The 20,021-nt window shown below is 36.0% G+C and carries 22 protein-coding genes and 1 pseudogene; 19 read left to right on the top strand and 4 right to left on the bottom strand.

Going from position 1 to position 20,021, the window contains the following annotated elements:
- The first annotated feature begins 74 nt into the window (after positions 1–74).
- From ACK1U5_RS14570 to ACK1U5_RS14560, 3 genes are all read left to right on the top strand, one after another.
- Positions 75–2,537 carry a LamG-like jellyroll fold domain-containing protein gene (locus tag ACK1U5_RS14570; RefSeq protein WP_113710798.1) on the top strand — a complete coding sequence of 821 codons (2,463 nt, stop codon included), beginning with the start codon at positions 75–77 and terminating at the stop codon, positions 2,535–2,537.
- 79 nt (positions 2,538–2,616) lie between these two features.
- Positions 2,617–2,820 carry a hypothetical protein gene (locus ACK1U5_RS14565; protein ID WP_000435800.1) on the top strand — a complete coding sequence of 68 codons (204 nt, stop codon included), beginning with the start codon at positions 2,617–2,619 and terminating at the stop codon, positions 2,818–2,820.
- Between the two features lie 12 nt (positions 2,821–2,832).
- The gene (locus tag ACK1U5_RS14560; RefSeq protein ID WP_001174850.1) at positions 2,833–3,003 is read left to right on the top strand and encodes a hypothetical protein; all 171 of its coding nucleotides are present in this window, start codon (positions 2,833–2,835) and stop codon (positions 3,001–3,003) included.
- Positions 3,004–3,031: 28 nt separating this feature from the next.
- On the opposite strand, the gene ACK1U5_RS14555 is transcribed toward ACK1U5_RS14560, so the two are convergent.
- The gene (locus ACK1U5_RS14555; protein ID WP_000838711.1) at positions 3,032–4,435 is read right to left on the bottom strand and encodes an amino acid permease; all 1,404 of its coding nucleotides are present in this window, start codon (positions 4,433–4,435) and stop codon (positions 3,032–3,034) included.
- 162 nt (positions 4,436–4,597) lie between these two features.
- Between ACK1U5_RS14555 and ACK1U5_RS14550 the strand changes: the two genes are divergently transcribed.
- The 9 genes from ACK1U5_RS14550 to ACK1U5_RS14510 all read left to right on the top strand — a co-directional run bounded on the left by ACK1U5_RS14550 (position 4,598) and on the right by ACK1U5_RS14510 (position 12,457).
- Positions 4,598–5,821, top strand: a complete 1,224-nt coding sequence (locus ACK1U5_RS14550; RefSeq protein WP_396125281.1) for a cation:proton antiporter — start codon at positions 4,598–4,600, stop codon at positions 5,819–5,821.
- 124 nt (positions 5,822–5,945) lie between these two features.
- The gene (locus ACK1U5_RS14545; RefSeq protein ID WP_000704958.1) at positions 5,946–6,260 is read left to right on the top strand and encodes a hypothetical protein; all 315 of its coding nucleotides are present in this window, start codon (positions 5,946–5,948) and stop codon (positions 6,258–6,260) included.
- A 29-nt stretch (positions 6,261–6,289) separates the two neighbouring features.
- Entirely contained in the window at positions 6,290–7,153 is an 864-nt protein-coding gene (locus ACK1U5_RS14540) for a MurR/RpiR family transcriptional regulator (protein ID WP_000648164.1), read from the top strand.
- A 310-nt stretch (positions 7,154–7,463) separates the two neighbouring features.
- Positions 7,464–8,348 carry an N-acetylmuramic acid 6-phosphate etherase gene (gene murQ / locus ACK1U5_RS14535; RefSeq protein ID WP_000892348.1) on the top strand — a complete coding sequence of 295 codons (885 nt, stop codon included), beginning with the start codon at positions 7,464–7,466 and terminating at the stop codon, positions 8,346–8,348.
- Between the two features lie 24 nt (positions 8,349–8,372).
- A complete protein-coding gene (locus ACK1U5_RS14530) occupies positions 8,373–9,737 on the top strand; it encodes a PTS transporter subunit EIIC (protein ID WP_046392375.1) in 1,365 nt (454 codons plus the stop codon).
- A gap of 48 nt (positions 9,738–9,785) precedes the next feature.
- On the top strand, positions 9,786–10,859 hold the full coding sequence (locus tag ACK1U5_RS14525; protein ID WP_030023426.1) for a DUF871 domain-containing protein: 1,074 nt from the start codon (positions 9,786–9,788) through the stop codon (positions 10,857–10,859).
- 152 nt (positions 10,860–11,011) lie between these two features.
- On the top strand, positions 11,012–11,416 hold the full coding sequence (locus ACK1U5_RS14520) for a DoxX family protein (protein WP_001077751.1): 405 nt from the start codon (positions 11,012–11,014) through the stop codon (positions 11,414–11,416).
- Positions 11,417–11,570: 154 nt separating this feature from the next.
- On the top strand, positions 11,571–11,972 hold the full coding sequence (locus ACK1U5_RS14515) for a nuclear transport factor 2 family protein (protein WP_274416355.1): 402 nt from the start codon (positions 11,571–11,573) through the stop codon (positions 11,970–11,972).
- The gene (locus tag ACK1U5_RS14510) at positions 11,972–12,457 is read left to right on the top strand and encodes a PRK06770 family protein (protein WP_000897982.1); all 486 of its coding nucleotides are present in this window, start codon (positions 11,972–11,974) and stop codon (positions 12,455–12,457) included. Before ACK1U5_RS14515 ends, ACK1U5_RS14510 begins: the two co-directional genes overlap by 1 nt.
- Before the next feature lie 34 nt (positions 12,458–12,491).
- Here ACK1U5_RS14510 and ACK1U5_RS14505 read toward each other — a convergent pair whose 3' ends face one another.
- Positions 12,492–13,403 carry a DMT family transporter gene (locus ACK1U5_RS14505; protein ID WP_030023432.1) on the bottom strand — a complete coding sequence of 304 codons (912 nt, stop codon included), beginning with the start codon at positions 13,401–13,403 and terminating at the stop codon, positions 12,492–12,494.
- Between the two features lie 205 nt (positions 13,404–13,608).
- Here ACK1U5_RS14505 and ACK1U5_RS14500 point away from each other — a divergent pair, with 205 nt between their 5' ends.
- Together ACK1U5_RS14500 and ACK1U5_RS14495 are read left to right on the top strand one after the other, a co-directional pair.
- Positions 13,609–14,103, top strand: a complete 495-nt coding sequence (locus ACK1U5_RS14500; protein WP_000446088.1) for an Lrp/AsnC family transcriptional regulator — start codon at positions 13,609–13,611, stop codon at positions 14,101–14,103.
- A gap of 128 nt (positions 14,104–14,231) precedes the next feature.
- Positions 14,232–14,687: an N-acetyltransferase gene (locus tag ACK1U5_RS14495; protein ID WP_088361311.1), complete on the top strand. Its 456-nt coding sequence runs from the start codon at positions 14,232–14,234 to the stop codon at positions 14,685–14,687.
- Between the two features lie 80 nt (positions 14,688–14,767).
- Here the strand turns inward: ACK1U5_RS14495 and ACK1U5_RS14490 are convergent, their stop codons facing one another.
- Positions 14,768–15,538, bottom strand: a complete 771-nt coding sequence (locus ACK1U5_RS14490; RefSeq protein ID WP_000878071.1) for an SDR family NAD(P)-dependent oxidoreductase — start codon at positions 15,536–15,538, stop codon at positions 14,768–14,770.
- Between the two features lie 133 nt (positions 15,539–15,671).
- On the opposite strand from ACK1U5_RS14490, the gene ACK1U5_RS14485 reads away from it, so the two are divergent.
- The 5 genes from ACK1U5_RS14485 to ACK1U5_RS14465 all read left to right on the top strand — a co-directional run bounded on the left by ACK1U5_RS14485 (position 15,672) and on the right by ACK1U5_RS14465 (position 19,252).
- Positions 15,672–16,031, top strand: a complete 360-nt coding sequence (locus tag ACK1U5_RS14485; RefSeq protein WP_000288059.1) for a MerR family transcriptional regulator — start codon at positions 15,672–15,674, stop codon at positions 16,029–16,031.
- 412 nt (positions 16,032–16,443) lie between these two features.
- Positions 16,444–16,788: a DMT family transporter gene (locus ACK1U5_RS14480; RefSeq protein ID WP_000796011.1), complete on the top strand. Its 345-nt coding sequence runs from the start codon at positions 16,444–16,446 to the stop codon at positions 16,786–16,788.
- Between the two features lie 2 nt (positions 16,789–16,790).
- Positions 16,791–17,105, top strand: a complete 315-nt coding sequence (locus ACK1U5_RS14475; RefSeq protein ID WP_000539671.1) for a DMT family transporter — start codon at positions 16,791–16,793, stop codon at positions 17,103–17,105.
- Between the two features lie 151 nt (positions 17,106–17,256).
- A complete protein-coding gene (locus ACK1U5_RS14470) occupies positions 17,257–17,835 on the top strand; it encodes a TetR family transcriptional regulator (protein WP_001999151.1) in 579 nt (192 codons plus the stop codon).
- A 214-nt stretch (positions 17,836–18,049) separates the two neighbouring features.
- Positions 18,050–19,252: an MFS transporter gene (locus ACK1U5_RS14465; protein ID WP_000742956.1), complete on the top strand. Its 1,203-nt coding sequence runs from the start codon at positions 18,050–18,052 to the stop codon at positions 19,250–19,252.
- Between the two features lie 108 nt (positions 19,253–19,360).
- Here the strand turns inward: ACK1U5_RS14465 and ACK1U5_RS14460 are convergent.
- Positions 19,361–19,854 (bottom strand): annotated as a pseudogene (locus ACK1U5_RS14460) (DDE-type integrase/transposase/recombinase); the annotation flags it as partial.
- Positions 19,855–20,021 lie beyond the last annotated feature (167 nt).

The following is a 20,021-nucleotide window of genomic DNA, read 5'->3' as shown; positions in this document are numbered from 1 at the left end:
TTATTTAAACGACATTAACATATATTAGATAAAATAGCCCTTGTAATGAATCAATTATTATGAGGAGGATTCACGTGGACAGAAATGCTTTAAGAAAAGTAAAAGGCCTTATTGGATTATTAATGGTTTTTGTATTAGCATTCGTATCATTTCCGTGGAGTACATCAGTCAAGGCGGAAGAGAAAAAGCAAGAAAAGGCATCAAGTGAGAAGAAGATAGTTTTTCCAGTTGTAAGTGATGTGCATATTAAAAATAGTGGAACGGATGATACGTTTCGCTGGAAAAGAGCGATTGAACAGTTTAATACATTAGCACCAAAGCAAGATGCGTTTGTTATTGTAGGTGATTTCACAGATACAGGATCAGTGCAGCAATATGATCGTTTCATGCAAGTGTATAATGAAAATGCAAATAAAGATGCAGTGCGAATGAATTCTCTCGGTAACCATGATTATTGGAACGGTTTATCCGTAGAGGGTGCACAGAAGCGTTTCTTAGAAAAAACAGGTATGGAATCAATTTATTATCATAAAGTGGTAAAAGGTTATCACTTCCTTGTTATGTCTCCAGAGAATGGAACAACACATGGTTATTATTCGGACAAGCAAATTAATTGGTTAAAAGAAGAAATGGCAAAAGCACAAAAAGATGATCCAGAAAAACCGATTTTTGTATTTTTACATCAACATATTAAAGATACAGTGTACGGTAGTCAGGAATGGGGAACACAAGATAGCGCAAAAATTAATGCAGTGTTAAAAGAATATCCACAAGTTATTACGTTTTCAGGTCATTCACATTATCCGTTAGATGATCCGAGATCGATACATCAAAAAGACTTTACATCAGTTGGTACATCTTCAGTAAGTTATATGGAAGTTGAAGGTGGTAAAGTACAAGGGAATATCCCGCCAGGAGCTAGTACGTTAAGCCAAGGTTTATTAGTAGAAGTAGATGATAAAGAAGTGACGATTAATCGCCGTGATTTCCATACGAATTCTTGGACAGGCGAGCCTTGGAAAATTAAATTACCAGCAAAGAAAGAAACATTTACACATGTAGAAGATCGTGATAAAGAAAAGCCTTACTTTGCTAAAGATGCAAAGCTTGCTGTATCAAATGTAACAGAAAATGCGGCAACAGTAACATTCCCGCAAGCATTGGACAACCTCCTTGTTCACTCTTACCGTGTGCAGGCTAGAGATAAGCAAACGGGTGAAATAAAAAATAAATTGTTAGCATTCTCAGAGTTTTATCGTGATCCAGTGCCGAAAGATCTTACGTTTACGCTTGCAGGGTTAGATGGCGGGAAAGCATATACACTTGAAGTAGTTGCGATTGATTCATTCGGCAATGAAACCGCGCAGCCGTTAACTGCGGAAATTACTACGAAAAAAGATAATATTGACCCGAATGTGAAAGTACCAAAAGCTGATGTTTTCGATGTAAACTTTGCAGATGGTACATTTAAAGACAATTCACCATTTGGTACAAAAGGTGATGTGAAGGGCAATGTGACTATTGAATATGATAAAGCATTGAAGAAGAATGTTATGAAGTTAAACGGAAAAGCAAATACATTTGGATATCTTCCATTTTCAGCAGCACAAAAAGAGAAAATAGTAAATACGTTTACATTAGAAACTGTATTTTCAATGAATGAAATTCGCGGACAAGGTATTTTGCAAAATACAGAGAGCGGCGGAATTGGATTTGAGTCTACAGGAAGTGGATATGTTGAATTATGGGCTCACATTGGAGGTAGCTATAAACGTGTTGGTGTTCAATTAGAAGCGAATAAAACGTATCATTTAACAGGAACGTATAACGGAAGCGAAGTGGCAATTTACGTAGATGGTAAAAAAGTAAATAGTCAGCCAGCTACTGGGAAAGTGTATCATCCGAACGTACCATTTGCATTTGGAGCGGATCCTGATAGTAACGGAAATGGTGGTATTCCGTTAAATGGACAAATCGCGCTTGCGAAATTATATAGTAAAGCGTTAAGTTCTTCAGAAGTATTAGCAGCGTACAATGAGTTTTTTAACCGTACGAAGTTAGAGCAAGTAACTGTGTTATTTGAAGAGCTTGGAAAAGTAAAAGAAGTGTTAGCGGGTACGTATGAATTTGGTAATAAGCCAGGTCAATATTCAAAGGAAGCATTTCAAGAACTAGAGAAAAGCTATAACATTGCAAAGCAAGCATTTGAAAATGTAGGAAGTACTGGGGAACAAATTATTCAAACATATAACGAATTAAAATCAGCTAATGTAACATTCGTACAATCAAAAGTGGCAGAAGAACAACCAAAAACAACGAAAGAAAAATTACAAATCAATATTGAATCTGCAAAAGCAGTAGTGAAGAAAGCGCAAGCTGTAAATGTAACAGATGGTTCAGTGAAATCATTACAACAAAAAATTACAGTTGCAGAAGCTGTATTACAAGATGTGCAAGTAAAAGATGAACAGGTAGAAACGATGAATCGTACATTAGAGTATGCGATTTCACTTGTTGAAAAAAGTATGAACAAATAAGAGAGAAGAAAAGAAGCTTATCATGATAGGCTTCTTTTTTGTTATACTAAAAGTAGCATAGAAAGAAGGAGCGAATAATTTGGAACAGAAAAAGCTAAAAAGAATTCTTGAATATGTATGGATCGCGGTTGTGCTCCTTGTAGGATATTATTTATTAAAAGATAAAAGTATTTGGGTTTTATTCTTAATGACGTTTTTATTAGCAGGATTAGGAACGTTATTTATTAACTTCTTCTTTGATAGTTTGAATGCCTGGAAGAAGAAAAAGAAGGGGACGAAGTAAAGGAGGGAATATATGCAAAAGTGGAAGCTCATATATCAGGTGATTATTTTCTTAGTGCTTGTGGGTATTGGAATGATCAAATACTCGACACCAATAGGAAATTGGGCATGGTTTACAGCTTGCATCGGCATATTTTTCATTTTACAATCGTTAACGAAAAAATATAATAGTACAGAAAGATAGCTCGCCGTTTTATCGGCGAGCTATTTTGTTATGCTTTTTTCTGTTCATCATTTGTTTTTTCAATAGCTAAATGACTATGCTTTCTAGAGTAGAAGAAATAGAAGCATAAGCCGACTATAAGCCAAACTGCAAAGCTAATCCATGTTGTTTTAGACAAATTGATCATTAAATATAAGCAGCAAAGAATCGCAACAACTGGTAATACAGGTACGAAAGGTGTACGGAATCCGCGTTTTAAATCAGGGTGTGTTTTTCGTAAAATAAGTACTGCGCAGCAAACGAATGTAAAGGCTGTTAATGTGCCGATGTTTACTAAATTCGCTAGCAAATGTAAGTCTAAAAGGCCTGCTAATAAAGCAGCAACAACGCCAGTAATCCACGTATTTAATAAAGGGATTTTTACTCTTTTATTTACACGTGCTAACGCTTTTGGAAGTAGACCGTCACGGCTCATTGCATACGAAACGCGAACTTGTCCATACATAACGACTAAGAGGACGGTTGTCATTCCAGTCATCGCTCCAACAGCGAGTAGTCCTGCAATTGTATCCTCACCAACGAAATGCAATGCAAATGCAACTGGATCAGAAACGTCTAATTGCGTATAAGGAACCATACCTGTTAAAACGAAAGATACAATCATATATAAAACAGTACAAATAAGAAGAGAACCGATAATACCAATTGGTAAATCACGCTGCGGTTTTTTCGTTTCTTCTGCAGCGGTTGCGATTGCATCAAATCCTAAGAAGGCGAAGAACACAGTGGCAGCCCCAGTAATAATACCGTCGTATCCGAATGGAATGAACGGTGTCCAGTTTTCAGGTTTTACATATTTTGCGCCTGCTACGATAAAAGCGATAATAACTGCTAGCTTGATAAGAACCATAATATTATTAATGCGAGCGCTTTCGCGTATACCGAAGCTTAAAAGACCGGTAATGATTAGTAAAATACAAACAGCGGGTAAATCGATGAGGCCACCTTTTCCTACGCCAGGGGCCGAGGCGATTATGGCGGGCAGGTGTATATTGAAACCTTGTAGTAATGATTGTAAATAACCAGACCAACCGACAGCTACTGCTGCAACGGCAAGTAAATATTCGAGCATTAAACACCATCCGACGATGAAGGCGACGACTTCTCCGACTGTCATATATGCGTAAGTATACACACTTCCTGAGACAGGAATAGAAGAAGCAAATTCAGCGTAACAAAAGGCTACACAAGCACAAGTAAATGCAGCAATAAGGAATGATAGCATAATACCAGGACCAGAATGTTTTGCTGCAACAATACCTGTTAATACAAAGATCCCTGTCCCAATTACGGCGCCGATTCCTAAAAACGTTAAATCGAGTGCAGTTAATGTTCTATCTAGCTGCTTTGGTGATTCAGTACTAAGCGCTTTTTTTCGTAATAATGACTTCACTTTGGACTCTCCCCCCGTTTTTTCATTTCCATAACTGCGACTATAGTATGAGCCCATTAAAAAAGAGTAAGTAAGGAAGTGGAGGTGCAGTTATGGTATGTAGTTTTTTAAAATTGCTGGATTAATCTTAATATAATTCAGAATATTTTGTCAAATAAAAATATGACAAATAAAATGCGGATCAATAGGGGAAACTACTTGCAGAAATGGACGAGGGTTAACGACCCACTGATTAAAGTTAAAGTAGGAGCAGATGCTATGTTATTTTATTTTGAACTTGTCGTCATTTTACTTTGTACGAAATTAGCTGGTGACATTAGTGTGAGACTTGGTCAGCCTTCTGTACTTGGTAAGTTAATTGTCGGTATTATTATCGGTCCGGCTGTACTCGGTATTATTAATAGTTCTGAACTGATTGATGAACTGAGTGAGATTGGTGTTTTGTTGCTTATGTTTATGGCGGGACTTGAAACGGATTTAGAAGAGTTAAATCGGAATTTGAAATCGTCATTTGCAGTAGCGGCTGGTGGAATTATTTTTCCTTTCATCGGTGGTTATGTAACAGGATTGCTGTTTGGATTAATACAATCCCATGCCATTTTTTTAGGGTTATTACTTTGCGCGACATCGGTTAGTATTACGGTGCAGACGCTACGTGATCTAGGAAAAATGAATACGAGAGAAAGTACAACAATTTTAGGTGCTGCCGTATTTGATGATGTCATTGTCGTTATTTTATTAGCATTTGTAATGAGTTTTTTAGGAACACAAGATGTGAATATAACACTTGTCATTGTAAAGAAAATTATTTTCTTTGTAAGTATTGTTTTTATTGCTTGGAAAGTCGTTCCTTGGATTATGAAAATACTTGTCCCGCTTCGTGTAACAGAAGCGTTAATTAGCGCGGCTCTTATTATTTGCTTCTCTTTTTCTTATTACAGTGAAATGATGGGAATTGCAGGCATTATTGGAGCATTTGCAGCAGGAATTGCTATTTCTCAAACAGAGTATAAGCATGAGGTGGAACATAAAATTGAACCGATTGCTTATGCAATATTTGTTCCAGTATTCTTCGTAAGTATCGGAATGGAAATTACATTTCAAGGCATTGGAAGCCAGCTTTGGTTCATTATTATTATGACTCTCATTGCAATTTTCACAAAGTTAATCGGATCAGGTTTAGGAGCGAGACTGACAGGATTTAATCTCCAATCTTCTATTAGTATTGGCGCGGGGATGGTATCACGTGGTGAAGTAGCGCTTATCATCGCTGCAAATGGACTTACGGCGAATTTATTAGCGAAAGAAAATTTCACAGCGATTGTTATTGTTGTTATATTGACGACGATTATTACACCGCCACTTTTGAAGAAATATTTTGTATAGAGAGGAAGGGCTTATCTGATGTAGGTAAGCTCTTTTTTTATTCCCAAAAGCAATGATCATATAGCATGAAGGGTTTGTAATTATGGTAAAATCTATGTATGTGATATGACAAGGAGAGGGAAGTGTGAAGATTACGAAGGAGAAGGTTATCGGTGTAATCGTACTTATTGCAGTATGTATACCATTTACTGCATGGAAAGAATCAAAAGTGAAAGATTTTCCGGTTTCTATTTTTTCGGAAGAAGCAGATGGTGAGTACGGTCAGAAGCTGAAATATACTGCTTTTTTACCTGATGTTGCGATTTGGATGAACGGTTGGGAAAAGAAGTGGACAGAAGGGGAAAGAACTGTTTATCAAAAAGGGAATCGCATTGTAAATGTGTTTCATCCTCCTGGCGATGATGGTTATTACCTTCTTGAAGCAAGAGAAAATAAGTGAACGCAACCGTAAGAAGTGGAGGTTAAATAGTGAAAGCTTCAACATTACTATTTAAAATTGAAAGTAATATGGATCAATTTTCACCAGCTGAGAAGAAGGTTGCCATGTACATAATGGAGAATGCAGAGATTGTTCCGAACTTAACGACGAAAGAAGTGTCAACGAATGCAGGCGCAAGTGAGGCGAGTGTCGTTCGTTTTTGTAAGTCGATTGGGATTGGGAGCTTTAAAGCATTTAAGATAGCACTCGTTCGTGAATTAACGATTGCTGATTATAATATTAACGATTTTTCAGTGATGAATACAGAAGATGGACCGTACGATTTATTTAATAAAGTTACTTATGTGAATAAAGCTGCAATTGAGGCGAGCGTGACGGCGATAGATAAAAAAGAACTTGAAAAAGCTGCAGATCGTATTGTAAATGCCGATAAAATTATCTTTTATGGAGTAGGCGGATCAGCTACTCCGGCGATGGACGGAGCTTATAAATTTACAAGGCTCGGATTTACAGCGATGATGCTATCTGATTTTCATATGATGTTGCCGCTTGTGACGAATTTAAAAGAAGGCGATATATTTGTTGCGATTTCAACATCTGGTCGAACGAAAGATGTGCTTGAAATGGCGCAGTATGCAAAGAGACAAGGTGCAACTGTTATTGGAATTACGAAACTAGATCAATCATCACCGTTATATAAAGAAGCGGATATTCGCCTTTGTATGCCAGATGTAGAACAAGATCATCGTATTGCGAGTATTGCTTCGAGAATGACGCAATTGAATATGATCGATGCTTTATATGTGATTACTTTCAATCGAATTGGTAATAAAGTATTGAATCAATTTATGGAGACACGAGAAGAAGCGTTGCGGTTACGGAAGTTAAAGTAGAAGAAAAGATGAGGAGACTCATCTTTTTTTATCCCGCTATTTGCCGTGCAGTAAGACCCTCACTTCAAAATTCAGCGGAAGCAAAGAAAGTTAGGTGGGGATCAACTGCCCGTTAATGCCCGATTGGTGCGGGCTAATAATCAGTGGGGATGAACAAAACCCCCACTGATTAAAGTTTCACTTTATGATCTTTGACAAAAATATGTCATGTTGTGAAATTTTATTTCATAAAATAAGAAAGAGTCATTGATTTTTAGTTTCTTAAAGTTATAATAAAAGTGTGAAATATAATTTCAAAGAGGGTGGCAATATGTTAGAAAATTTATCGACAGAACATCGTAATGAGAAAACAATGAATTTGGATGAGATGAGCATAAAAGAAGTGTTGCAAAGTATGAATGAAGAAGATCGAACTGTTGCGTTAGCAGTTGAAAAAGAGATAGAACAAATTGAAAAGGTTGTACAGACTGTTATTAAATCTTTTGAAGAAGAGGGACGTTTAATTTACATTGGTGCTGGTACGAGTGGTCGTTTAGGTATTCTAGATGCAGTGGAATGTCCGCCGACATTTGGCACGGATGATAAAATGGTGCAAGGATTTATAGCAGGTGGATTGAAAGCGTTTACTAAAGCGGTGGAAGGTGCCGAAGATCGAGAAGAGTTAGCAGAAGAAGATTTAAAAAGTATTGGATTAAATGAGAAAGATACAGTGATTGGAATTGCTGCAAGTGGCAGAACTCCTTACGTAATTGGCGGCTTGAAATACGCACAGAGTGTAGGAGCGAGTACAGCGAGTATTTCTTGTAATAAAAATGCTGAAATAAGTAAATATGCAAAGTTAAATGTGGAAGTAGAGACAGGTGCAGAAATATTAACAGGATCAACGCGTTTAAAAGCTGGTACAGCACAAAAATTAGTGTTGAATATGATTTCAACAGCTTCGATGATTGGTGTAGGAAAAGTATATAAAAACTTAATGGTAGATGTTCAATCCACAAATGAAAAGTTAGTAGAACGATCAAAACGAATTATTGTGGAAGCAACAGGCGCTAGTTATGAAGTAGCGACAGAGTATTATGAAAAGGCAGAACGTAACGTAAAAGCTGCCATTGTTATGGTGTTGTTGCAGTGTGAATATGGGGAAGCACTGGAGAAACTAAAATACGCTAAAGGGTTTGTGAAGAAAGCACTATAAAATAATAGGGAGGGGGATTCTATTATGAAGAAAGAAGAGAGAATGGCCAAGGAAATTTCGGAGCAACTTGGAGGAATAAAAAATATTCGTAGTATTGCTCATTGTATGACGAGACTACGATTAACGCTTCATGATGAAAGTAAAGTAAACATGGACATTTTGAAAAAAGTTGAAGGCGTTATGGGTGTTATAGAAGATGAGACGCTTCAAGTTGTCGTTGGTCCAGGAACAGTAAATAAAGTGGCAGCTGAAATGGAAGGTTTGACAGGACTACGAATTGGTGAGGTAGCAGATCATCACCTTGAAGATATTGGGCAAGAGATGAAATCAGAGATTAAGAAGAAAAATAATACACCGGTGAAAAACTTTTTACGAAAAATAGGAAGTATTTTCATCCCATTAATTCCAGGTCTTGTTGCGTCAGGAATTATAAACGGGGTTGCTAACTTTGCGAAAAACGCTGGTGCTGATCCAAATGCAACGTGGTTACAAATGTTACTACTCATTGGCGGGGGTATCTTTACATTCTTAGGAATTTTAGTTGGTTGGAATACAGCGAAAGAGTTCGGCGGGACACCGGTTCTTGGGGCAATTGCTGGCATTTTAATTTTCAATCCGGCGATGGCAAACGTAAAATTGTTTGGTGAAGCATTAGTGCCCGGACGGGGCGGATTGTTCGCAGTTATTTTTGCAGCATGGCTTATGGTTGTAGTGGAAAGACAAGTTCGAAAAGCAGTGCCGAATGCAGTTGATATAATCGTGACACCACTCATTACTGTATTAGTTGTAAGTATCGTAACGATGTTAGCAATTCAGCCATTAGCAGGTTTCTTATCAGATGGTATTACGAGCGGAATTAATGCGATTTTAAATATTGGCGGAGCATTTGCTGGCGCAGTACTTGCGGGAACATTTTTACCTCTCGTTATGGTCGGATTGCATCACGGTTTAACACCAATTCATATGGAATTTATTAATCAAACACACGTAACACCTTTATTACCAGTACTAGCAATGGCTGGTGCTGGCCAAGTGGGCGCAGCAATTGCGATTTATGTGAAAACAAAAAACAAACGACTTCGAAATGTAATTAAAGGTGGATTGCCAGTTGGCTTTTTAGGAATTGGTGAGCCGTTATTATACGGGGTTACATTACCACTTGGGAAACCGTTTATTACTGCTTGTTTAGGAGCGGCTGTCGGTGGTGCATTCCAAGCAGTTATGCAAACAGCTTCTCTTGGAATTGGCGTATCAGGGCTATCTTTAATTCCGTTAATTGCTGACAATAAATATTTACTATATTTCTTAGGTTTAGTAATTGCATATGCTTTCGGATTTATCTTTACGTACTTCTTCGGATTTAAAGAAGAAATGGCAGAAAACATATAGAGAAAGGGATTCCTTTCTCTTTTTCTATTAATAGAGAGGGAGATTTATATGATCGGAGTTTCCATTTATCTTTCAAAAGAACGAGTAGAGAAACAAGAAGAGTGGCTAAAAGTAGCGAAGGAACATGGGTTTACATCTATTTTTACATCACTGCACATCCCAGAAGATGATCCAAATACGTATAAAGAGTTAATTCAAATATTAGGGAAACAAGCTTTTGCACATGAAATGGAGCTAATGGTTGATGTTTCTCCAAAATCGTTACACCATTTAGGGCTAACATATGAAAATGTGGAAGAGCTATTGGACTGGGGCATTACCGGTTTAAGAATGGATTACGGCATTGCGCCAAAAGAAATTGCAAGCGTATCTCATAAGATGAAAGTAGCTTTAAATGCGAGTACGATTACAAATTCATTTTGGAAAGAATTACTTGCAGAACATATAAGAGTAGAGAATGTAGAAGCATGGCATAATTTTTACCCACGTCCAGAGACAGGACTAGCAAAGTCCTTCTTACAAAAACAAAATCAATATTTACAGAAGTGCGGAATAAAGACGATGGCATTTATTCCAGGAGATGCGGAAAAACGAGGTCCGTTATATGAAGGGTTACCAACGTTAGAAAAACATCGCAATATGCGCCCGCTTGAAGCGTACTTAGAACTTGTTCAAGATTGTGGTGTTGATAAAGTGTTGATTGGAGATATAAGCGCAAGTTTGGAAAGTATGCAAGAAGTAGCTAGTGCGAGTAGAGGGATTATTCCATTGCGTTACAAATCATTTATAACTGATAAAGAAGTATTAAAAGTGGTGGAGCAAGTGCATACAAATAGACTAGATCCGGCTCGTGATGTTATTCGATCTGTAGAATCAAGGGAAGGAAATAGAGTGGTGATAAAGCCGATGCATACAATTGTAAGAAAGAAAGGTAGCATTACAATTGATAATGAATTGTACGGTAGATATGCAGGGGAGATGCAAGTTGCCACACATGATTTACCTGTAGATGAGAAAGTGAATGTTGTTGGAATGGTTGTGGAAGAGGACGTTTCTTTGCTGCCTTATATTGGCGCTGGAAAAATGTTTCAACTTTTTCTATGCGATAGAATAAAAGCTTGAATTAGCGCTATTTTGTAAGAAAACATTATCCGTAAAACGGATAATGTTTTTTGTTTTCTTTAAAAAAGTATTTGACGAATGAAATAAAATACCGTATTGTTTTGACTTGTGAATAAAAGTTCACCATAACGAAACAAAAAGGAGAGTTCAAAATGAATCAATATATTGGGAATTTAATTATTCGTATCGTGTTAGGAGTTACGTTTTTTGCACACGGTTTAGCAAAGTTTCAATCAGGTATCGATAATGTAGCAGGGTGGTTTACAAGCATCGGTTTACCAGGTGGCCTTGCATACGGCGTAGCAACTGTAGAATTAGTTGGTGGTATATTATTAATTATCGGTTTAGGTGTACGATATGTAGGATTGTTATTCGCTCTTATTTTAGCTGGAGCTATCGTAAAGGTAAATGGAGCAGCAGGTTTATTAGGAGATGGAAAGAATCCAGGATATGAATTAGATCTTGCATTATTATCAATGGGTGCGTATTTATTCGTAGTAAAAGCAGAAGGATATGTAGATCGTTTCTTAAAAGAGAAAGTAATGAAAACGAAGTAAATTTTATTTATAAATTGTTGACTTGAAGAATTATTGTAACTATAATGATTACAACTGATGAATTACGAATGAAACAATTTAAATATTTTTTTACACAAGATGTAACTACATTGGTTACGTCTTGTGTAAAAATAAATAAACGGGAGGAAGTAATATGCCTAAATCAAATTTAGAAATTATTCAAAGCACGTATGAAGGATCAGCTTCTTCGAATGCAAAGCATTTAGCAGAAGCCCTCTCTGAAAAAGTGGAATGGACAGAGGCAGAAGGTTTCCCGTATGGCGGAACATATACAGGCGTAGAAGCTATAATGGAAAATGTATTTAGCCGTTTAGGATCAGAATGGGATGATTATAAAGCAAGTGTAAATACATATCATGAAGTAAGCGGAAAAGATGTAATTATTGCTGAAGGTATGTATTCTGGAGTTTATAAAGAAATAGAAAAATCATTTGAAGCAGAATTTGTTCATGTATGGCAACTTGAGAACGGAAAAATCGTGAAGTTTAAGCAATATGTAGATAGTTATATTGTTAAGGAAGCGATGAAGAGATAATGCTTTTTAAATGGATCGTAGGTATATGCATTACAATTATAGTAATTTTCTCGTCTATAGTTGGCGGAAAGAAATTGCTTGCATATGTGGAAAAAGAAAATAAAAATATTCAAACCGAGCGAGCGACAAACGAAAAAGAGAAGAAAGCTGCAGAAGAGGTCCCGCAAATTAGTGAAGGTGAAATTATTTCTACTATGCATAAAATGGTGCACCAAAAGGTAAAATCCTCTGAAAAATGGGGATTTGTAGAGATGACAAAAAAGGAAATTTCTAATGTAAAAAGAGATATTGAAAATAGTACAGGTTTTCAATATAAAATGAAGTTATTTTCTATTATAAATAGATGGGAAAAAGGAGATTTTTCTCAAACTGTTGAGGAGCATAACTTTTTATGGAGCCTTCAAGGTGGAGATACTGGCAAGGCGACGGAACGTTTATCGCCAGAAGAGGAAAAGCAGTATATAAGAGAAATGAAGAGTAAATAAAAACATCGCCAACCTAGATGACGATGTTTTTTCATTAAGAATGTTTTCGTATTAAAGGTCTAGTTGGCTGAACGGCAACAGTTTTGAAATGAGAAAATAAATAACATCCTGTTACAACGACAATTGTCCCTAAAATTTGTATCCACGTTAATTCTTCTCCGAGAAATATGAATGCTAAAATGGCTGTGAAAATTGGATTGAAGTTTAGAAAAATACCTGATGTAGTTGCGCCTAATTTTTGTACGCCAATATTCCAAAATACCATACAAAGAACTGTCGAAATAAGCCCAGTATATAAAAGTGATGTGATGAAAGAAGTATTTATATTTGAAACAGTGAAGCTACCTATGTTAAACGGTAGTAATAAAATAACGCCGAAAATACCAGAGTACAACGTTGCCATAAGTGGTGTAGTTGTTTTTGTTGCCCATTTACTACAAACAGAATAGATTCCCCAAATACAAACTGCTGCAATCATCCATAAATCACCGCTATTAAAATGTAGTGAAAATAAAAGCGAGAAATCACCTTTTAATAGGACGAGGATGACCCCGAAGAATGAAAGAATCATGGATAGGATTTGAAGTGTATTTATTTTTTCTTTTAGAAATAATACTGAAAATAATGCGATTGAAATTGCATTCAATGTAGAGATAAGACCTACATTCGTAGCGGATGTTTTTTCTAATGCTAAAAATTGAAAGATGTTAAAAAGAGCGACTCCTGAAATTCCCATGAATATTAACGGAAGTATCGCGGTACGTGGTGGAAGGATTTTCTTTTCTTTAAACCATACCATTGGTAATAAACAAACAATCGCAATCAGCCACCTTAAACTTGTCAGTGTCATCGGTGATGCATGATCGACGAGTGATTTTCCAACGACGAAATTTCCTCCCCATAATAGGCTCGTTAGTAATAGTAAAAAGACGTAAAAATAAGGCATGATAAAATCCCCTTTTTTGTAATCAATACTAATTGTAAATAATTTTAGCATTTTTCTTTATTATGTAATATATTCTTTTGTATAATGGTGAAAACTCGATAAAATATTTAGTTTAAAATGATATTTACAGAAAAATATTCAGTTTTATATAAATTATAAGTTGTTTTTTCGAATAATCATCGGTAAGAAAAAAGGAGGAATTGTAATGGAGTCGTCTGTTATTAAAGTGTTGGATGATTTGGATGTACAAATTTTAGATATATTGCAGAAGGATTCACAAGTAAGTAATGCAGAGCTGGCACGTCGCGTTAATTTATCACCGGCTGCGATGCATGCAAGAATAAAAAGGTTAGATGGGGAAGGTTTCATCGATAAGCAAGTTGCGATTTTAAATCAAGAAAAGCTTGGGTTTGATTTATTATGCTTTATTTTTATGAGTACGAATATTCATCAATTTGACAAGTTGGAAGTGTTGGAGAAAGAATTAGAATCAATGCCGGAAGTGTTAGAATGTCACTGTTTAACAGGAGAGTACGATTATTTATTAAAGGTTGCAAATCGTGATCGTAAAGAACTAGAGCAGTTTATTAGAAAGCTGAATAAGCTTGGTATTACACGTATACAGACGAGTTTGGCACTTCGTGAAATTAAATATTCAACAGTATTGCCGATACGAGATGAGGAACCGAGCATCGATTAGATTGCTTGGTTTTTTGTTTGTATAAAGTGATTGACGAGGAGAAAAGAGAGCTGTATTATTATATAAAATTATGAATTAAAATTCATTTAAAGTTATAAATATTAATATCGAGGGCAAGGGGATGTAATATGAAAATCTGTAATGCGGTGACGAGTGATGTGAAAGAAATTTATAGTCTTATTGAGGTTTATGCAAAAGAGGGAGTTGTTTTACCACGTTCTCTTTTGTCTCTTTATCAATATTTGCAATGTTTATATGTTATGAAAGAAGATGAGAGAATTGTTGGAGTTGCTGGATTGCATGTATTAGGGGAAGATCTTGCAGAAATACGATCGTTAGTAGTTTCGCATACATATGCAGGGAAAGGAATAGGGCGTATGCTCGTAAATCATGTAATGGAGGAAGCTACGAAAATAAATGTAAGAAGAGTAATTTCCTTAACATATGAAACAGTATTTTTTCAAAAGTGTGGATTTGATTTTGTAAATAAAGAAACGTTGCCAGAGAAAGTATGGATTGATTGTAGACATTGCCCAAAGATGGATTATTGTGATGAGGTGGCGATGGTTCGGTATGTTGGATAAAAAATTTATAGAGAAAAAGTTCCCACTATTATTTACAGATATAGTGGGAACATATATTTCCATAAGAAATGGATAGGTTATTAAGAATTTGAATTCGTTTGTCTTACGGCAAAATTATAAAGTGGATCTTTAAGTTCATAGTTATACGTTAAACCGTCGACAATTCCTACAACTTTATCATTATCATAAAGGTCGAGCATAAATTGTGCCATTTGTTTTGCAGTGTGGAATTTTGGTACAACATTATCGTATTGGAATTCATCAATATCAAATGAACGCTTCGCAAATTCTGTTTCAGTTGCAGCAGGAGCTAAAACTTTTGCTTGCAGTTTTGCGCCTTGTTCTTTCAGTTCGTGAGACAGCCCTTCTGTAAAGGCACTTACATAAAATTTTGTAGCGCAATACGTAACAGCATCAGCAACAATCGTGTATCCGCCGCCCGATGAAACGTTAATAAGCTGTGTTCCGTCAACCATTGAATAATCTCGAACGAAAAGAGAAGAGAGTATTGTTAGTGCTTCTATATTGACATGCAACATCGTCTCGATTTTATTTAAATTTTGTTCGGCAATTGAGGCGAAATTACCAAAACCTGCGTTATTAATCCACGTTTCAATTTGAAAAGCTTGTAGGCTTTCATAAAGTTTATAAACATCTTCAGTAACAGATAAATCAGTTCGTCGAATGACAACATCTAACTCTGGATGCATTTCGTTAATTTTCAATTTTAATCCATCTAATTCTTCTTGTCTTCGAGCTACAAGTACTAAATTTTTCCCGCGAGATGCAAATGCTAAAGCTGCTTCATAACCAATTCCGGAACTTGCACCAGTAATAACAGTGTATTTCATATAAAATCCCCCTAAATTCAAATTTATTTATGGTTAGATTGTATTTGTTAGAGTATACTCTAAGTCAAATGTTTTTTATAAATTTGATACGTTCATAAAATATATAAGGATAAGCATGTGGAGGGAGTTTAGTATGTATACAATTAGTGAGGTAGCAAAATTATTAGGATTGAGCACACATACACTACGTTATTATGAAAAGGAAAATATATTGATTGCAAATCGTGATACAAATGGAAATCGACTTTACGAAGAGTCACATATAAAGTGGTTGCAGTTTGTAATGAAATTAAAACAAACGCAAATGCCAATAGCGAAAATAAGAGAATACGCTAGATTATATACAGAAGGGGCGCATACAACAGAAGCTCGTTTACAGCTCCTAGAAGATCATAGGAAATCTATTCAGATTCAAAGAGAAAACTTAGAGGTTACAGAGAAGATGCTTGAGAATAAAATTCGTGCATACAAAGGCTCATTGGAAAATAAATAGATGGTTGTTATGTGATGAAAAATGGATTTTATCTATGAGTATTTCATCATAGTGTATGGATAAATAAAAAAGAGCAGCTAGCAAAAGCTAACTGCTCCATTCAAGGGATCTCTCCAAGGGGGAGTGGAGAAAATATTATGTTACTAGCATTATTGACAGATTATTAGGAAATATACAAATAGGATGAAAGAAATTTTAAATAAACTTTCGGCATTGACAATTTTTAAAATGTTCATGTACAATATATATGAATGACATTCAGTCATTTTCATGTGACAGGATGCAGTTAGCTTAGAAATGGAACAAATACAATGGTAAATGAGGATGATAGTTGTTTTTATATAGTATTGATGAAAGAGTATATTTTTTTAAAATAAAAATGACTGATAGTCAGTCATGAAGGGTGAGAGGTATGAAAAATAGAGCTTGGTTATATGTCATATTAACATGTATCTTTGAAATTTTTTGGGTGTTTGGTTTTAATACGGCCGATACTTGGTGGCATTGGATTATTATTTTAGGAGTTATTGCTGTTGATTTTCACTTCCTTTCTAAAGCGTGTGAACATCTTGCAACAGGAACTGTATATGCTATTTTCGCTGGAGCTGGTACGGTAGGTACTTTCTTAATGGATGTATTTCTTTTCGGTGGAAGTTTCAGCGCAGGCAAACTATTCTTCATTCTTATGGTAGTAGCCGGCGTTATCGGTTTAAAGTTAGCTGACAATAAAGAAGAAACTGTGGAAGGAGTTGCTTAAAAATGGGTTGGTTTTTCGTATTTTGTGCTGCAATTAGTGAAATAGTCGGTGTGATAGGACTTAAAATGTATAGTAAAGATAAGACATTAGCCAATGGTGCGATTTATATAGGTGGGTTTGCTACATCCTTCGCATTTTTGTATACTTCCTTCTTATTTTTACAAGTAAGTGTCGCGTATGCGGTTTGGATTGGTATCGGAACAGCAGGTGCAGTTTTGTTAAACATGTTCTTGTTTGGTGAGTCGAAAAGTAAAGCGCGTATCATTAGTGTGTTTCTTATTGTATGTGGAGTGACAGGATTAAAGGCACTTTCTTAAAGATATATTGTATTTTTATCTCCTAATTGTTTATTAGGAGATTTTATTATAAAAAAATGATTTCCTCTTAGAGTTCACTATCATTGACAGTACAATCGATTATCTTATAAAATGAGTGACAGTCATTCAATATGCGTGTGAAAGGGTTTAGATGATGAATAAAAAAGAGAAAATTGTCTATGCAGCTATTGAAGTGTTTCAGGAAAAGGGCGTCGAAAAAACGAAGATTTCTGATATCGTGAAATTAGCTGGCATTGCGCAAGGAACTTTCTATTTATATTTTCCTTCTAAGTTATCTGTTATGCCTGCAATAGCAGAAGTGATGGTTGAAAAGATGATACTTGCAGTGAAAGAAAAAGTGCAAAACGATGCGCCTTTCTCAAGTAAAGTGACGCAAGTAATAGATGCGGTGTTTCACTTTATAGCTGAATATCGTGAAATACAGGCTTTAATGTATGCTGGTCTTGCATCTACAGAACATATAAAAGAATGGGAAGCTGTGTATGAGCCCCTTTATATGTGGCTAAGTGAATTTTTAAATGAGGCAAAAGAAGCTGGTGAAATTCGTGATTCGGTTCACGCAGAGCGAACAGCGAAGTTATTTATCGCTCTAGTTGAATCAGCAGCGGAACAAGTGTATTTATATGATCATAAAGATGATGAGCAAGTCGATTTGCAAAAGGCAGAAGTACTAGATTTTTTAACACATGCACTACATATAAAGAAATAGTGAGATGAACCTGTCTGAAAAGGTAGGTTCATTTTTGAGGAAAACTGAATGATAGTCATTCATCTAATGCGTATGTATGTGTGGAAGGATAGTGTGAAATTCTAACGAGTAGGGGGGCATCTCTACTCATGACTAGCCCACAAATAGAAGGATAAAGAAAAAGCTTCTTGGGCATTATTTTTTGAGAGGAACTTACGGGAAGAGGTGTTAAAAAGTGAAGAAACCGATAAAAGAACAAAAGATGGTATTGGTCATTCTTTTGAGTAATATATTTATCGCTTTTTTAGGGATTGGATTAATCATTCCGGTTATGCCGTCCTTTATGAATGATATGCATTTAACAGGGAAGACGATGGGATATCTCGTTGCAGTGTTTGCAATGGCACAGCTCATTACTTCACCTATTACAGGCCGGTGGGTTGATCTTTACGGTAGAAAGAAAATGATAATCATTGGATTATTTATTTTTGGTGTTTCAGAGCTTCTTTTTGGATTAGGAAAAGATGTATGGATGCTTTATGTAGCAAGGGTATTAGGCGGAATTAGTGCTGCTTTTATTATGCCTGGTGTTACGGCGTATGTTGCGGATATTACATCTATTCAGGAACGTCCAAAGGCGATGGGATACTTATCTGCGGCTATTAGTACTGGATTCATTATAGGGCCTGGAATCGGCGGATTTATTGCAGAATACGGTATACGTGTGCCGTTTTTCGTTGCAGCAGTAATTGCTTTTATAGCATGTGTGATTTCGATCTTTATTTTAAAAGAACCGTTAACGAAAGAAGAACTTGCAGAGATTTCTTCTAATACGAAGGAATCAAGTTTTATTGGTGATTTAAAGAAATCATTACATCCAATGTATGCAATTGCATTTATTATCGTATTTGTACTCGCATTCGGATTATCAGCGTATGAAACAGTGTTTAGCTTATTCTCTGATCATAAATTTGGCTTCTCGCCGAAAGATATCGCAGCAATTATTACAATTAGTTCAATCTTTGGGGTAGTTGTGCAAGTATTTATGTTTGGCAAATTGGTAGACATGTTCGGTGAGAAAGTGTTAATTCAAATATGTTTAATTGTAGGTGCAGTATTAGCATTCGTCTCAACTGTAGTCTTTAATTATTGGATTGTACTTCTCGTTACTTGCTTCATTTTCTTAGCATTTGATCTACTTCGTCCAGCTTTAACGACATTTTTATCAAAAGCAGCCGGAAAAGAGCAAGGATTCGTCGCTGGTATGAACTCGACTTATACGAGTTTAGGGAATATCGCAGGACCAGCGATGGGCGGAATATTATTTGATATGAATATTCATTATCCATATGCATTTTCAGGCGTTGTTTTAATAGTTGGTCTCGGCATTACATTTATGTGGAGAGAGAAACAGTTGGCTGAAAGTTTTGCGAAGTAATAAAACCCCTTACGACGTGAGGTAAAGTGACCCCCGACAACGGGACACATATCAAAACACCTAAACCATCTGTTCCCTAAATTCTTTAGGGGATAGGTGGTTTGGTTTTCATTGAATTTTCACATAATTGTAGTGATGAATGTATTCTAGCACAATCTTTCGCACAGTTTGGATACTTTTGTTATCTTTTGTGAATTGAAAGCTTCACTTTTTAAATGGCCAAAGAAGCTTTCCATGACGGCATTATCATGGCAATTTCTTTTACGGGACATGCTGGTGATGATGCCGTTTTGTTTGGCATACGCTTGAAATTCCTTCGCAGTATAAATACTTCCTTGATATGAGTGAAGGATGATATTTTTTACTTTTCACTCTCTCATTGCTTGTTTCAATGTCTTCGTCGCTAATGTCAGTGTTTGTAATTCGTTGATGACACAACTAATAATTTCGCGATTAAGGGCATCCATGATCGTTGATAAATATAAGGTACGCTCTCCTAATAAGAGATACGTCACATCCGTAAACCTGGATGTATTGAATTGGCACTCCAATCGATCAGGGGCTACCATTGGTTCCGCACCATTGATATATTTCTTTTTTTCGACGTCCTTTACTTTCTCTTCTAAATGGGATACCACCCGCATTTTAACGAAAGTATACGCTAAGCAAATTTTGACATAAAAAAAGCCGATTTTTCTACTCTAAGAAATTTTCGATTCTAATTCGTTATAGGTTAGTTGTTACTTTGTGTGCTTCATATTCTTTCACT

Source organism: Bacillus sp. XB1, assembly GCF_053557995.1.
This window is presented reverse-complemented; position numbering and strand designations above follow the sequence as displayed.